This window comes from Deltaproteobacteria bacterium, from assembly GCA_009929795.1.
Classification (GTDB): domain Bacteria; phylum Desulfobacterota; class Desulfovibrionia; order Desulfovibrionales; family Desulfomicrobiaceae; genus RZZR01.
Window position 1 is genome coordinate 1 of the sequence record RZZR01000398.1, and the last position, 1,088, is coordinate 1,088.

2 protein-coding genes are annotated in these 1,088 nt (G+C 63.1%); one reads left to right on the forward strand and one right to left on the reverse strand.

Annotation, left to right across the window (positions count from 1 at the left end):
- On the reverse strand, nt 1-176 hold a 176-nt coding region (locus tag EOM25_15275), incomplete at its 3' end, for a prepilin peptidase (GenBank protein ID NCC26541.1).
- A gap of 203 nt (nt 177-379) precedes the next feature.
- Here EOM25_15275 and EOM25_15280 point away from each other — a divergent pair.
- Nucleotides 380-1,088: phenylacetate--CoA ligase family protein (locus EOM25_15280; protein ID NCC26542.1), on the forward strand; the 709-nt coding region annotated here is incomplete at its 3' end.

Here is a 1,088-nt window from a genome sequence, read left to right on the forward strand (position 1 = left end):
ATGTTGTCCCACCATGCCAGTCGGTATCCGCACCCCGGGCAATGGGAAGGAGGAGTGACGATCGACATCCCAGCCAGATATCGATGAATGCAGACGTTGTAGAAGCTGCCCAAAGCCAGGCCCAGGATGAGCCCGGCCAGAGCCGTGAAGGCCGGGGGAAGTGAAAGATATGGCATTGACGCGTCCTGGGTTTATGAGTCCTTGTCTTGACAGGGGACCCGGGCCCCGCCCATAATTTTCGGTTGCAGGGGCCGACCGGATTGGCTGGCATGGCCCCCGGACGGCGAAAGAGGACCAATACACAACTTGTCCGGCGAAATCCAGCCCACCCGAGGCGCCGCCGAACCCCATCATTCCCCGCATTTTCGGAGGACCCCGCATGGCCCAAGCCTACCGCTTTTTCCCCGATGCCGGTTCACAACCCCTGGAAAAGATCCAGCTCCAGGGGCTGCGATGGACCGTCCGCCACGCCTATCACGGCAGCCCGTTCTACCGGAAAAGGCTCCAGCAGGCCGGCGTCGGACCCGATTCCATCGAGACCCTGGACGACATCCGCTCCCTGCCCTGCACCACGGCCGACGACCTGCGGGCCGGATATCCCTTCCCCCTGCTCAGCGTTCCCGAGGAACAGGTGGTCCGCATCCACGCCTCGTCCGGCACCACCGGCAAGCGCAAGATACTGGCCTACACGGCCCGGGACCTCGAGGAATGGAAGCTGATGATGGCCCGCTGCTATGAACTGGCCGGCCTGACCACCCTGGACAGGGTCCAGATCGCTGTGGGGTATGGTCTGTGGACGGCCGGAGTCGGATTTCAGCTGGGTTGCGAGCATTTCGGGGCCATGGCCCTTCCTCTGGGCCCCGGCAATCTCGAGTTTCAGCTCCAGTTCCTGGAGGATCTCCAGCCTACCTGCGCCTGCTGCACGGCCTCCATGGCTCTGCTTTTGGCCGAACAGGTCGAAAAAAACGGCCTTCGGGACCGGCTGTCCCTGCACACCCTCATCTTCGGGTCCGAGCCCCACACTCCCAAGATGGCCAAGCGGATCAGAACCCTCCTGGGTGTCCGGGAGACCTTCGACATCACCGGTC